Genomic DNA, 15,080 nt, shown 5'->3' with positions numbered 1-15,080 from the left:
AGTGGCGCACTTTTAAAGCATAACTGTGGCTCACTTTTAGACCATAATTGACAGCTGAATTGCTGAATTGCTGAATTGCTGAATTGCTGAATTGCTGAGTTGTACAGTGTGATTATCAGGCGATTTTGACGCCACCAGATTACCAACTCCTCATAGATCTATCAAACGGGCCATCAGGCCGTTTGTTGTATTGATTTTGCTCTGGCGACCCGTAGAGCAGCCGTGTTCATGTTTGGGCTAAGCCAGAAACTACGAACACTTCCGGCACTGATGTCTACCCCGTACTTGCATTCACCTTCAGAGCGGCTTTCTGTTGACCCTGATGAGGATGCTCTATAGAGAATTGCACAACTGTATTCTCAATGCTGATATTAGTGCAGTTTTTATTCTTCAAATTAGGTGTCTCCTGTCGCTTAAGTTCTACAAACGACCATCAGAAATTGAAGGACTGGGAAATCTAAAGTTTGACACCTACACAAGCCTGTGAGTAACACATAGCCCAGAGAAGAACGCCCTGTGTAGACAAACAACCTCCATATTGTATTATGAAAACTCAGCCCGAACGTGCAGTGGGTCGCACTATACGCAGATGATGTAGCTGCCACCATCACTTAGGGTAAACATTCAAACAAAGTCAAACCTTAAGACCAGTTCTTTATTTTTTTATAATAAGTCAGGGTAATATACTTAAAAATGAATATAATCCATTGGATTATACTTTTAAAAAAATCTCCCGTGTTTAATATTATTTCTTCCACATCAGATCGTTACACAAAGAGGCTACTGTTAGCATTTCATTTCATCAATTGCAGTAGTTTCGCTAATCGATATAATACGCCAAAATAATAAATCCAATAAAATCTGGAATGGATGCCATGTCTAAGTATTTACAGACAGCAGCGGCTTTGCTGTATTTGTCATTATCATTTACTGTTTGTGCCAATATGCTGAGTCCTGCGGATAGAAATACTATTCAGCAACAACAGCGTGACATTTTAGAACAAAATCAGCGCCAACGTCAGGAATTACAACGTAGCCTCAGCCCTGAGTTAGTCGTGCCAAAACCACTCCCGGCACTGGCTGGGACCTGTTTTGTGATTAATACTATTCATCTGCAAGGCGCAGACCATTTACCTGCACGAGACAAACAAAAATTACTTCAGTCTTATCTGAATAGATGTCTGTCCTTAAGTCAAATTCAGACGTTAATACAAGAAATATCTGATTGGTATATTTCGCGGGGTTATATTACCAGTCGGGTATTTCTTATTGAACAGGATTTATCACAAGGCACCCTGCAACTGGCTGTGCTGGAAGGTAAACTGCAAAAAATAGAGTTAGACGGCAAAACTTCGCGCCAATTAAAAATGGCATTCCCAGGACTTGAAGGGAAAATTCTTAATCTGCGCGATATTGAACAGGGCATGGAGCAAATTAACCGTTTACGCCAAACTCCGGTGCAAATTGAAATATTGCCAGGCACCGAAGCGGGTTATTCCATCGTCAATCTCACCGCGACACCTGAATTCCCTCTGAATCTTGGTGTCGGTTTTGATAATAGTGGGCAAAAGAGTACCGGGACTGGCCAGATTAATGGCTCACTGACGGCTAATAATCTGCTTGGCTTAGCGGAACAGTGGTTTGTTTCCGGTTCGCGTAGCAGTGATTTTGCCAGCAGTCATAATGCGCGCAGTGTGCAGACTGGGGTCAGTGTTCCCTATGGTTCCTGGCTAGCGGATTACAATTATTCCTACAGCGATTATCTCTCCACCGTGACTAACCGTGGCTTTGACTGGCTCTCCAGTGGCGATAGCCAAACGCACCGCTTTGCCATTTCGCGTGTGGTGTATCGGGACAGTGATATGAAGACTGGTCTGTCGCTCGGCCTAACCCATCGCCTTAATCGCAATTATCTCAATGACAGTTTTTTGCAAAGCAGCAGCCGCAAATTATCCAGTGTCGTATTGGGGGTTAATCACAGCCAGAAATTCTGGGGTGGTTATAGCACCTTGAACCCCTCTTACAGTCGCGGTGTACCCTGGCTTGGTGCCGAGGATGATAATGGCAAAAATAGCGGCGCACCCAAGGCCGAATTCAATAAGTGGACATTGTCCGGCAGTTATTATCTGCCTCTGGCACCGGACTGGAGCTGGCTCACCAGCTTTTATGGGCAATGGACGCCAGATAATTTATACGGCAGCGAGCGACTGACTATTGGTGGTGAAACCTCAGTGCGCGGCTTTAAAGAACAGTATCTGTCCGGCGATAAAGGCGGTTATTGGCGCAACGAGGTGAACTGGTCACTGACCACTCTGCCGTTACTAGGCAATATCACTGCACTGGCAGTCATTGACGGGGGTTATCTGCGCCATGACACCGCTGACAGTTATGCTTCGGGCAAGTTGTGGGGCAGCGCTATCGGGTTAGGTAATCGTCATCGCTATTTCAGTAGCCAGTTTACCGTCGGCTGGCCGTTAGCCTATCCCGACTGGCTGGAGCCAGATCGTGTTTCTGTTTACTACCGCATTAATTTCGTTATTTAACTGTTTGTATATATAGGGTTATCAGGGATGAATAATAATAACGAGTCAACTATCAAAACTCATCATCAATTGCTGAGTTATACCCTGTGCGCCCTGTTGGTGCTGCAACCTGTTATGCCCGCACTGGCGGCGGAGGTGAGTGTTGCTGGGGGCAATACACAGCTAGATAAAGCCGGTAATGGTGTGCCGGTGGTGAACATCGCGACACCAAATCAGTCCGGAATTTCCCACAACCAATATAACGACTTCAATGTGGGTAAAGAGGGATTGATCCTCAATAATGCTACCGGTCAGTTGACGCAATCTCAACTGGGTGGATTGATTCAAAACAACCCTAATTTGCAAACAGGTCACGAAGCCAAAGCCATTATCAATGAAGTGGTGGGTGCTAACCGTTCACAGTTGCAAGGCTATCTGGAAGTGGCCGGTAAGCAAGCCAGTGTCATGGTGGCAAACCCTTACGGTATCACCTGCGATGGTTGCGGATTTATTAATACCCCGAATGTGACACTGACCACCGGCAAGCCAATGATGGATGCCAACGGTAAATTGCAGGCGTTAGAAGTCACCCAAGGGGCCATCTCGATTCAGGGCAAAGGCCTCGATGCCAGCAAAAGCGGTGCACTGTCAATTATCAGCCGTGCCACTGAGATTAACGCCCAACTTTATGCACAAGACCTCACTCTGATTGCCGGTAGCAACCGGGTGGATGCGGCCGGTCATGTCAGCGCGTTGCAAGGCAAAGGTAATGTGCCCAAAGTGGCGGTTGATACCGGCGCATTGGGTGGGATGTATGCCAATCGCATCCGTCTGGTGTCCAGTGAGAAAGGGGTGGGTGTTAACCTCGGTAACCTCAATGCCCGTCAGGGGGATATCCAACTGGATAGCAGCGGCAAGCTGACCCTCAATAATTCGCTGGCACAGGGCAGCCTGAATGTCAGCGCGACCGAAATGACGCTGGGTGGCAGCCATAAATCCGGGCAGGATATGGTGTTGAACAGCCAGGGCAAGCTGGCGGTGAACAACGCTTCGCTAAATTCGGATCAGCAAATAGTACTCACAGGCGGTGATTTGGCACTGGAGCAATCCACGCTCAGTGCGGCCAAAGCCATGACTCTGGACTCGGCGGGCAAGTTGAGTGCAGCCAACAGTACGATACTGGCGGGTAGCGACGTTCAAGGCAAATTGGTCGGCGGACAAACGCTGACACTGAAAGGCACCGAACAACAGTGGTTGAATAGCCAGCTCGGGGCTGGAACCGTGCTGGCGGTAGCGCAGAACAATCTAATTCTGAATGGCGGCTCCACACTAACAGGTCTGGATAGTGTGGCCTTACAAGGTGGCACACTGAATTTGGCGGGTAAAACCAGCTCTGGCGGAGATGTCACTCTGCAAGGTGCTGACCTGCAAAGTACCCACAGCAGCCTGTTCAATGCACAGGGAGATATCCATCTCACTTTCAGTGGTAATGCGGATTGGCAAGGGCAGCTTACCGCTGGGCAGGATCTTACACTACAGAGCGCTACACTGGATAACAGTGGGCAACTTGCAGCCAATCGCCACAGCCAGATAACGACACAAAGTCTCAATAATAGTGGGCTGATGCAAGCTCAAGGCTCCCAAAATCTGGACGTCGGACAACTCGACAATAATGGCCAGCTGCAATCGGCTGGCACATTGACATTGAATGCCGATACGGTGAATAACCGCGGTCTGATTGGCTCACAACAGCAGTTAGCCCTGACGGTGCGCAATACGCTGAACGTCGATGGGTCGCTGTATGCCGAAGGGCCACTGAACGTACGAGCAGGCGAGTTCCTACTGACGGGACGGGCGACCGGGAAACAGGGTATCGCTATCAACAGCAACCTGACGACCGCTGAAGGCTCGGCGCTACTCAGTACTGGCGATATTCACCTGCAAGGGGGGGCGTTACTGCTGAGCGGATTGCTGTCTGGCGATCATGCCCTGACCGTGGCGGGAGAGCAGTTCACTACGGGCAGCAGCGCGCAAATTCAAGCCAAAGATAGCATCACATTGAATACGGAGAAGAATGCCCAGCTTGCCGGTATTTTTACTACGTTGGGTGACCTGAATGTTGTCTCTGGAGCCACTGAAAACCGGGCGGATATAGTTGCACGCAATATTGGTTGGCACAGTGACAGCCTTACCCAGCAAGGTCGTATGCAGGCTGATCACGATTTGACACTGACAGTCAATCAGCTTAACCAGCAAGGGACCTTGCAAGCAGGACAACAGTTGACGCTGCGTGGTGAGCAATTGGTCAACAGCGGACTGGTTGGCGCTCCGCAGCTCGAATTGGCCTTTACTCGTAGTCTGGACAACAGCGGCTCACTGATGGCAAGTCAGGAGTTAACTCTGGAAGTTCCTTCACTGAGCAACAGTGGCACCCTGGCGGCAAGCACACTGGCGCTGAAAGCCCACAATCTGGATAACAGAGGGCTAATGCAGGCCGACGTCAATGCCATTATTGATGCACAAACATTCAACAATAGAGATGAAGGACGTTTGCTAGCAGGGGAAGCTCTGACTTTGCAAGGTGTGCAACTGAACAATGCCGGTAAACTACAAGCCAACCGTCTGAATATTGAAACACAAACCTGGGATAACTCGGGCAGTACATTAGGTATTGGCCAACTCACGGCAAAAGCTACACAAAGCCTCACCAACAGTGGGCAACTGCTGAGTCATGGCCCTACCACGTTGAGTACGGAGTCATTGACCAATGATGGAAAAATACTCAGTGAGAGCCAACTAAGCCTCAGTGCACAGCAGTTTATCAATCAGGGTGAAGCTCAAGGCACCACTACACAGTTAAATGCTGAGCAGTTAACCAACAGTGGTCATCTGATTGGCGTAGAACACTTGGTGTTACAATTGCAGCAAGACTTGAACAATGCCACCGGCGGTAAGCTACTGAGCGGCGGTGATCTCAAGGTGAATGCAGGGGCTGTTAGCAATGCCGGGACGTGGCAAGGTGAGCAGATTATTCTGGCGGCGCGCCAACTGGATAATACCGGGACTTTACAGGCGAATAACCGCATCCAACTCGATCTCACCGGTGATATTAATAGTGGTGTAGGCAGCCAAATAGTCACCCTCGGTGAGGTGGCGATTAATGCGCTGGCGTTGGTTAACCACGGCAACTGGCAGGCGACCTCGTTGTTCCTGAAAGGAGATTCACTGCTCAACAGCGGTGTCATTGCCGGGGTGAATCAGCTTAAGTCTGAAATAAGTGATGGCATCACCCAACAAAAAAGCGGTGAGATGTTGAGCAAGGGCTTACTGACCCTGAATGCCACTCAAGTCGATAATCAGGGGCGTATTCAGGCCAGTTCTCTGGCGCTACGCACGGCAGACATTACCAATACCGGGGTGATGCAAGGGCAGGATACGTTCAGTGTCCAACTGAGCGGAGTGTTCCATAACCTTGCCAGCGGTGATCTACGCAGCCAAAACGGGTTGAACCTGAATGCTGCTGGGCTAGATAACGCGGGTAACATTCAGAGCGCGGGAGCCAGCACATTCGTGTTGACAACGCCGATGCTTAACACTGGCAAAATTGTTGTTGGGGGGGATTTAGATATTGGCTCTCTCGCCCTCAACAACAGCGGCTGGCTGCAAGCGAATAACATCACCTTTAACGGTACGCGACTGGATAACACCGGTACGTTGATAGCTGCGGGCGATAATCTGTTGACGCTCGATATTTTCAACAATCGGGGAACAGTACAGGGCGACAACCTGCAACTGAAGATTGGCAGCCTGAATAATGCAGGCACCCTGCTGGCCACTCGCCAGATGGGAGTACAGGCGCAACAGATTGATAATCAACAGGATGCCAAGTTCTTCAGCGCAGGCGACCTGACTGTCGTCAGTGGCGGGCTTAGCCTGTTTGGGCAATTGGTGGCCTTGGGCAATCTTTCCCTGACCCTCAATGATGCCCTTACACAGCATGGCACACTGGCCGCAGGTAAAATGCTCAACCTGTCCAGTCGCGGGGATATCACTCTCACGGGCACTACACAGGGTCAAAGCCTGTCTATCCATAGTCTGGGGCAGTTTACTCACAGCGGAACACTGCGCGGTGGTAACGGCGATGTCCGTATTGAGGCCATGGGTATCACACAAAATGATACGGCCAGTCTACAAGCTGGAGGCCGCATACAGCTGCTGAGTAGTAGCACTATCAGCAACAACGGCTTTATTGGTACCGCAGGCGACCTGCTATTAAACGCCGCCAGTCAATTGTTTAACAGCGGCATGTTGTACAGCGGTGGCAATATGCAACTGCTGGCCGACCAGATAACCAACCACTACGGCGATATTTTAGCGGACAACAGTCTGTGGATGCAGAAAGATACCACCGGCAGTGCCAACAGCGAGGTTATTAACACCTCCGGCACCATTGATACGGGGCACGGTGATATCACCATCAATACCAACCATTTGCTGAATCAGCGTGATGGATTGAGTGTGACCCGCACAGACAAGGATCTGACTAATGAATATCCTTGGTTAAATGGTGCAATAGTAAAAGTACCACTCAGTTTCTTCGAGGAAGGTGAGGTTGGTTATTACACGATAAAGATCACCCGGCAAGAAGCCGGGGATGATGCCAATCAAGTGAGTCACACATATACCTATGCCGCCCCCTTTGAGAAAACGCGAGAACTGGCATTATCTGTTTCGACCCTTTCAGTAACCAGCAAAGGGGCAGCAGGACGTATTGCTTCCGGTAAAGATCTTGTCGTGACCGCTCAAACACTCGATAACCTGGCCAGCGATATCCTCTCTAACGGTGATATCTCTCTTACGGGTAATACGCTGAATAATCAGTCTTGGTTGGTAGGGACAGAAACACGTTATCAAACCTACCGCACAGGAGAACTTTCTCAGTCCAGATACTGGTATGAAGTGTCCAAATTACAGCCTCTTAATATCTTCGCATTGGGGCAAATCGAGGACCAGTCCGTTACCTACGCTGCTGATGGGGATATTCGTACTGAACGCAGTGAAGACAGCCAGCTCTATCGCTCCGTCATTCAAGCCAGTGGCGCAGTTAATGCTCATTTCACTGGCGATATCAGTAACACCACAGCCACACCAAATGCAGGCGGAGTGAGTCATACACTGGCAGCCCCTAAGCTGGATTTACTATCACAACCAGATAATATCGGCACTGCTCAGGCACAAGATCTGACGGACGACCAATATATCACCGTGGGGACGCCAGTCTGGAAAGATAACTTGCAGAACGCGCTGGGTTCCTTGGGCAACAATGCCACGGAGTTGGCGGATTATCCGTTGCCGAATAGCAACAATGGCCACTTTGTGCTGGCCCCTGACCCAAGCAGCCCGTATCTCATCACCACCAACCCCAAACTGAATGAATTAGGGCAACTCGATAACAGTTTGTTTGATGGTTTGTACGCCATGCTGGGCCAGCAACCGGGGGCTGCACCACAGGAAAACAACAGCCAGTTTACTGACCAAAAACAGTTCCTCGGCTCAGCCTATTTCCTCGATCGCTTAAACCTGAAACCCGATTATGACTATCGCTTCCTCGGCGATGCAGCTTTTGACACCCGCTATATCAGTAATGCGGTCCTGAGCCAAACTGGTCAGCGTTACCTCAATGGTCTTGGGTCTGATTTAGCCCAGATGCAATACCTTATCGACAACGCCGCACAAGCCCAAAGCGGGCTGGGGCTAACACTGGGTGTCAGCCTGACAGCGGAACAGGTTGCTGCCCTGAACAAAAGTATTGTCTGGTGGGAAGAGATTAATGTTAACGGCCAGACTGTTTTAGCTCCCAAATTGTATTTGGCGAAAGCGGATAGCGCCTCGCTAAACGGCAGCGTCATCAGTGGTAATCAGGTCAATCTCGCGGCAGGCAAGGTCATTAACGCGGGAAGTACCCTCAAGGCCGACCAATTATTGGCGGTGAATAGTCAAACCACCCTCAGCAACCTGCAAGGCGGGAAAATCACGTCCGGCGGTGACCTGCAACTGAGTGCTATCGGTGATATCAGTAACATTGGCTCCAGCATCGCCGGTCAGCGAGTGGCACTGGAGAGCCTTGATGGCAATATTATCAATCAAACACTCAGCCAACAGTGGACAGCAACGACGGCCGGTAATGGCCGCTGGAATAGCGAGTCCTTGTCATTAACCCGCACAGAAATTGGCAATACCGCCACTATCAGTGCCGGGGACTCTCTCAGTCTGAATGCAGGAAAAGACATTTTAGTCACGGGTGCCAAGGTGTCTGCTGGTGGTAATTTGGATATGCAAGCGGGTGGTGATGTTGATATCAAAGCCAATACCACGCTCAGCAATAATGAACATAATCAACAGCGTGATCGTCGCAACGGTTATCAACAAAGTGAGCATCGCGACAGTCTGGGTAGTGAAATTAGTGCTGGGGGTAACCTGACACTCAATGCAGGCAACGATGTGTCACTGACGGCCAGTGAATTGGCCGCGAAGGGGAATGTCGGGCTGTCTGCAGGGCGTGATATTTCGCTGGAAACAGCGGAGAAAAATAGCCAACAAAAAACCAATAACAGTGAAAATCGTACCACTGATGCCACCCGCTCAGTGATAACCAGTGGCAATAATCTGACATTGGATGCCGGGCGTGATATCAACTCACAGGCAGCAGGGCTGGTGTCAGATAACGACACCGCCCTCAAGGCGGGCCGTGACGTCAATCTTAACGCTCAGCAAAGCAGCACCTACAGTGAAAGACACGGTGATCGCAAACAACAGATCAATGAGTCTATTCGTCAGCAAGGGGCTGGAATCGTCAGCGGTGGGAACACCACGATTCTGGCCAGTAATGACATTAATCTGCAGGCCACACAGGGGCAGGCCAGTGGTGATATTGCTCTGAAAGCCGGTCATGACATTAATGTGACCACGGCGACGGAAAGTGATTATTCCTTCTTTGAAGAAACCACGGTCAAGAAGAAAAGGCTGTCGAAGACCACCACCCACGTGGTATCTGAAGATTATGCTACGCAGGAGCAAGGCTCGCTGCTCAGTGGCAAAAATGTCTCGTTGTCTGCCGATAATGACATACTGGTGAAAGGCTCTGCGGTTGTCGGTGATAATAATGTCGCACTGACTGCGGGCAACAATATGGATATTGTGGCGGCAACCGAGGAACAATCCAGCTACCGTTTGTCTGAAAAGAAAAAAAGTGGCATGTTCAGTGGCGGCGGCATAGGGATCACTATTGGCAGCACTTCATCACGCCAACAAAGTCGTGATTCCGGGACGACGCAAAGTCAAAGCGCCAGCACCATTGGTAGCACGGGCGGCGATGTCACCATCAAGGCGGGTGGCACCGCCCATATTGGTGGCGCGGATATTCTGGCCAATAAAAACCTGAATGTCACCGGTGATAGCGTCGTCATTGAGCCGGGTCAGGATAAGCGCAGCAGCGATCAGCGATATGAACAAAAAAGCACAGGTCTGACGCTAGCGCTCTCCGGTGCTGTTGGATCAGCGATCAATTCTGCGGTCACCACGGCACAAGACGCAGCTAAAGAGACCAGTGGCCGTTTGGCGGCATTACAGGGCACCAAAGCCGTCCTGACTGGAGTATCAGCTAAACAGGCTATGGATCTGGCACAGGTACAGGGCAATACCGATACCGGCAGCCTGTTTGGTGTCAGTGTGTCGTTAGGTTCACAAAAATCGACCTCGCAACAACATCAGGAACAACTGGCGGTCAGCGGCTCAACCCTGACCGCGGGCAATGACCTCAATATAACCGCTACCGGCAAAGGTCAGAGTACCAATAGCGGCGATATCATCATTGGCGGGAGCCAGCTCAAAGCAGGTCACGACACCACATTGGATGCCGATCGTGACCTGTTGTTACTTGGTGCAGCCAATACCCAGAAAACCGAAGGCAGCAACAGCAGCAGTGGTGGCAGTATTGGTGCCAGTATCACTTTTGGTGAGAAAACTGGATTAAGCATCTTCGCTAATGCCAATAAATCCAAAGGTAATGACAGCGGCGATGGCACTTATTGGTCTGAAACTACCCTCGACAGTGGCAACACCTTGTCTCTCACTAGTGGTCGTGATACCACCCTACTGGGCGCACAACTCAGTGGCGACAAAGTCGAAGCGGATGTCGGCCGCAACCTGACCCTGCAAAGCCAGCAAGACAGTGACCGTTACGATTATAAACAGCAGAGTATTAGCGGCGGCGTCAGTGTGGTGGTGTGGGGAACCGGTGGAGCTTCCGCTAACCTGAGTGCCACTCAGGACAAAATGCACAGCAACTTTGATTCGGTGCAAGAGCAGACCGGCATCTTTGCAGGCAAAGGTGGCTTTGATATTACCGTCGGAGAACACACCCAGCTTAACGGTGCAGTGATCGGCTCTGCAGCAACAGCGGATAAGAACAAACTGGATACCGGTACACTGGGCTTTAGAAATATTGAAAATAAAGCCGAGTTCAAAACCGAGCATCAGGGGGGCAGTATCAGCACCGGCGGCAGCGTGGCGGATAACTTCCTCGGCAACATGGGCAATCTGGTGCTGGTCGGGGCCAATAATGATGGTAATGCGCAAGGTACCACCCATGCGGCGGTGTCTGACGGTAGCATCACCATTCGCGATCAAGACAAACAGCAACAAAATGTCGCTGACCTGAGTCGTGACGTCGAACATGCCAATAACGCCCTCACTCCTATCTTTGATAAAGAGAAAGAGCAAAACCGCCTGAAAGAAGCACAGTTGATTGGCGAGATTGGCGGGCAGGTGTTTGATGTTATTAGCACGCAGGGGCAGATCCAGGCCACCACAGCGGCGAAAGATGCATTGGCGAAAGGTGGTAATCTCAACCCAACCCAGAAAGAGATAGAAGCATCGCCAGTCTATAAAGATGCTATGAAAGATTATGGCATTGGTGGCACCTACCAAAAGATCGCGCAAGCAGCCACCGCTGCTCTGCAAGGATTGGCGGGTGGTGATATGACCAAAGCACTGGCGGGTGCATCAGCCCCGTATCTGGCGCAGATGATTAAAGATGTCGCCGGTGAAGATAATGAAACGGCACGCATTGGGGCACATGCGGTGTTGGGCGCAGTGCTCTCTCACCTGCAAGGCAACAGCGCCGCTGCGGGTGGTGCCGGAGCTTTAAGTGGCGAACTGGCCGCCATCTACATCAAAAATAACCTGTACCCAAATATCGAGACCAAAGACCTGACCGAAGCACAAAAGCAGGTTATTGTTAACCTCAGCTCTCTGGCGGCGGGACTATCCGGTGGCCTGGTCGGCGATAGCACGGGCAATGCCGTTGCCGGGGCGCAGGCCGGGAAGAACGCGGTTGAGAATAATCTTCTCGGCGGTGGAACAGAGGACGGGCAGATAAAAGCAGCACAAGAACATGCAAAAAATATTATGTCCTGTGCTGATAATCCCGGTTCAGCTTCGTGCCAGAAAGGGCTGGCGATGCAGGATGCGTTAATGGTAGCGCTTCCGGCTGGCCTGGGTGGTGGTTTACTGGCTGCGGCCACACCTGAAATCGCAGCGGCTGCTAAAGTAGCGATACAGGCGTGTACAGGTAATGTGGTGCTGTGCCTGAACAATGCTGGTATCCAGATGTCGGAAGCTATCGTGCCAGGTGGTGTGGGTGCCAGTGGTGCAATCGGTATAGGTAAGACAGCGGCAGAAGCGGCGGCGGCGAAAGCAGAAGCTGCTGCGGCTAATGCAGCCAAGAATATTGGAAAGGCTACTACGGGTTCTTTAAGCGGTCAACCAACTAAACTACCTCCTAATACATCAATAGAAAATATACGCTCATTACAACGAGAAAATGAGGGGGCAACGATTCTTTCTCAAAATGGTTATCATGTAGAGCAGAATCCTGTAACCCTTGGAGTTAAAAATCCAGACTATAAAATTAATGGTGAAATATTTGATAATATCGCTCCTAAGACAAATTCAATTCGTAATATTTATGATCGAGCTTTGGAAAAGGTGAATAGCGGTCAAACAAAAAATGTTGTTATCAACTTGGCAGATACAAAAGCAAGCGTTAGCGACTTGCAAAAGCAATTTAGTGATTGGCCAATCAAGGGCTTAGATAAAGTCATTGTTATTGACCAATCAGGAAAGCCAATACAAATTAAGTAAGGTGAGTAAATGTCAATTGATATAACATGTTACACATCAGTGAATATTGATGAGCTGAAAGAAAAATTAGATGAAGTTAGGGTAAAGTACGACCATCTTTTTGATGGTCCATATCTTATGTTTGAGCCACATATAATTTTGAATCACCAACAACTTGAACTAATTGATGATCGTGTTGAAAAGTATAATCAAGAAACTAAGTTATTAATCGCTGAAGAATTCGGACTAAAAGAGCCAAACTCTTATTTTTTGATTACAGTCAATGATAAGTCCTTTCCTGAGTTGAACACCTCTGAAATAGCAGATGTAATCAGACTGGAGTTAGGGGAAGAAAACGTTATTGTGCTTTTAAATGGTGAAGATCTAATCTGAATTTTATGATGAGCCCCGAATAGTTAAATAAACTGGGGTTCTTACTTTATCTGTGCTCCGGTTACTCCCATTCAACTGGAACATGCTAATAACGCCCTCACCCCGATATTTGATAAAGAGAAAGAGCAAAATCGCCTGAAAGAAGCACAGTTGATTGGCGAGATTGGCGGGCAGGTGTTTGATGTTATTAGCACGCAGGGGCAGATCCAGGCCACCACAGCGGCGAAAGATGCATTGGCGAAAGGTGGTAATCTCAACCCAACCCAGAAAGAGATAGAAGCATCGCCAGTCTATAAAGATGCTATGAAAGATTATGGCATTGGTGGCACCTACCAAAAGATCGCGCAAGCAGCCACCGCTGCTCTGCAAGGATTGGCGGGTGGTGATATGACCAAAGCACTGGCGGGTGCATCAGCCCCGTATCTGGCGCAGATGATTAAAGATGTCGCCGGTGAAGATAATGAAACGGCACGCATTGGGGCACATGCGGTGTTGGGCGCGGTACTCTCTCATCTGCAAGGCCACCGCGCCGCTAAGCATTCTGTTGGTGTGCTGGTTAGATGCTTGGCAGTACACCCAGTCGGCTCCCGCCTGCTGCCTTAAGCTTCAGAGTGTGCGGGGGAAATGGCCGCCCGGCAAGCGGTGGCGCTTTGTGTACGTTGAGTTGCTTGCCGTTCGTCCATTCAATATAACGCAGGAGATTATGCACCTGCAGGCCGTTCTACAGCGGTGTCCCGTGTCGGTGTGGGTGGCCGTCCCGTTCCGACAGTTATGGGCCTCGCGAGCCCACACCCAACAGGCCACGCGGAACAGCACAGCCAAAAGCGGTTGCGTTATGGTTCTTCCGCAATGGCAAATAGGCGCAGTCATTTAGCGTTAAGGCTGACCTATTCGAGTAGTAATTCCTGCTCAGACAAGTTTTAGCCTCTTAAATCTGGTTGTTTATTGATGGTATCTGCGAAGGCTTGCACAGTTGATAAGTTTCTAAGACTGTTAGCTGAGGTTTACATGTTATATCACCTCATTTTTTTATTATTTGCTTCCTAGATTGGGACTTAGCTGTTGTAGTGAAGTGATCAATAAAAACATCACTCCCAAATAAACAGTTTTTCATTGTTCAAATTAGCAGTGATCTCTGACTATCTTCCACTATGCCAATTATCAAATTGAGGCTGTTATGGTGGAAAGAACGGTGGGAACATTACATTCTGAATTGCGAATTGATTTACATACATATTATGCAATCAGTATCTGGCATGGGAGAGATCGTAGTGAGAGGAAAGGAACAATTATTGGGATGCCTGCTTTCTTTCGGCTAGTTTCTAGTATAAACAGGGATTCACTGGCTGATAATCCCTATGCTGATACCGTGATGTATCAGCTTGAAAAGCTGATTGATGAAGCGCACCAGAACATTAAGGTTTTACTAGATGAGGCTAATAGTTTAATCGCTGCACTTCCTGGCAGCATTTCGTTATCTGATGTTGTTTCTAAATCTCCTCTTAATATTGGCGTATATAGTCATACTCCTATTGGGTATCGATGTGTTTATCTGTTAATTGGATTTGACCAGCTTGCCTTGCGATTATTTCAAGCCTACCACTACGGATTCATCTCGCTCAGGCGACGGAATAGGCTCTTAAAAGAGAGTGGATATCATATTCGGCGAATATTCACTATGGCTCAGCACTACCGATCATTCCCTGTCAGCCGTAAAGATATTGCTATGAATACTGGTGCGACAGATCAGGCGCAGCTTTATTTTTGCGAGTTGGATGAGGGAGTTCTGTTGGGTAAAAAACGCTCGCGTTTCTCTCCATCAGTCAATGTTGAGAGCTTTCGCTTATTAAGCAATTTGTTGCGGCGTCATGCTGTGGGGGACATTAATACATCAGATGATCCGTTGTGAGTATGGTTTCAGTTCTGTCGCTGTCAATTATGGTCTAAAAGTGAGCCACAGTTATGCTTTAAAAGTGCGCCACT

General features: G+C 49.2%; 5 protein-coding genes. All 5 read left to right on the top strand.

Translation table 11 applies throughout. The features are described from left to right. The first annotated feature begins 866 nt into the window (after positions 1-866). The gene (locus AACW11_RS14570) at positions 867-2,543 is read left to right on the top strand and encodes a ShlB/FhaC/HecB family hemolysin secretion/activation protein (protein WP_212586961.1); all 1,677 of its coding nucleotides are present in this window, start codon (positions 867-869) and stop codon (positions 2,541-2,543) included. Between the two features lie 27 nt (positions 2,544-2,570). After that, a complete protein-coding gene (locus AACW11_RS14565; protein ID WP_212586960.1) occupies positions 2,571-12,725 on the top strand; it encodes a hemagglutinin repeat-containing protein in 10,155 nt (3,384 codons plus the stop codon). Between the two features lie 9 nt (positions 12,726-12,734). Beyond that, on the top strand, positions 12,735-13,097 hold the full coding sequence (locus AACW11_RS14560) for a hypothetical protein (RefSeq protein WP_050083817.1): 363 nt from the start codon (positions 12,735-12,737) through the stop codon (positions 13,095-13,097). Positions 13,098-13,247: 150 nt separating this feature from the next. Further along, positions 13,248-13,700, top strand: coding sequence for a hypothetical protein (locus AACW11_RS14555; RefSeq protein WP_212586959.1), 453 nt, complete (start codon positions 13,248-13,250; stop codon positions 13,698-13,700). Between the two features lie 574 nt (positions 13,701-14,274). Continuing rightward, positions 14,275-15,006: a PFL_4669 family integrating conjugative element protein gene (locus AACW11_RS14550; protein ID WP_212586958.1), complete on the top strand. Its 732-nt coding sequence runs from the start codon at positions 14,275-14,277 to the stop codon at positions 15,004-15,006. Positions 15,007-15,080 lie beyond the last annotated feature (74 nt).

The sequence above is a fragment of the Yersinia sp. Marseille-Q3913 genome, assembly GCF_963892745.1.
GTDB classification, from domain to species: domain Bacteria; phylum Pseudomonadota; class Gammaproteobacteria; order Enterobacterales; family Enterobacteriaceae; genus Yersinia; species Yersinia bercovieri.
This window is presented reverse-complemented; position numbering and strand designations above follow the sequence as displayed.

What these genes read in the sequence shown, in the direction of transcription:
- AACW11_RS14570 (WP_212586961.1), top strand. Translation starts at nt 867, where the DNA reads ATGGATGCCATGTCTAAGTATTTACAGACAGCAGCGGCTTTGCTGTAT.
- AACW11_RS14550 (WP_212586958.1), top strand. Translation starts at nt 14,275, where the DNA reads ATGGTGGAAAGAACGGTGGGAACATTACATTCTGAATTGCGAATTGAT.
- AACW11_RS14565 (WP_212586960.1), top strand. Translation starts at nt 2,571, where the DNA reads ATGAATAATAATAACGAGTCAACTATCAAAACTCATCATCAATTGCTG.
- AACW11_RS14560 (WP_050083817.1), top strand. Translation starts at nt 12,735, where the DNA reads ATGTCAATTGATATAACATGTTACACATCAGTGAATATTGATGAGCTG.